The 331-nt window shown below is 62.8% G+C and carries 1 pseudogene; it reads right to left on the bottom strand.

Annotated features, from left to right (window positions below):
- A pseudogene (gene istB, locus HMPREF3014_RS20110) lies at positions 1 to 331 on the bottom strand (IS21-like element ISPst3 family helper ATPase IstB); the annotation flags it as partial.

Genomic DNA, 331 nt, shown 5'->3' on the forward strand with positions numbered 1-331 from the left:
ACCATTCGGCGAAGCTCAGGTTGGTGGTGATCGCCACGCTGGTGTGTTCGTACAGCTTGGATAGCAGGTGAAACAGCAACGCACCGCCGGCCTGGCTGAAGGGCAGATAACCCAGTTCGTCGAGGATGACCAGATCCATGCGCAGCAGTGCCTGGGCGATCCGCCCGGCTTTGCCGTCGTGTTTTTCGCGCTCCAGCAGATTGACCAGATCGACCGTGGAGTAGAAGCGCACGCGCTTGCCGTGCCGGGTGATGCCGGACACGGCCAGCGCAGTGGCCAGGTGGGTTTTACCGGTGCCAGGCCCACCGATCAGCACCACGTTCTGCGCGGT

The sequence above is a fragment of the Pseudomonas sp. HMSC065H01 genome, assembly GCF_001815235.1.
In the GTDB taxonomy this organism is placed as follows: Bacteria; Pseudomonadota; Gammaproteobacteria; order Pseudomonadales; family Pseudomonadaceae; genus Pseudomonas; species Pseudomonas aeruginosa.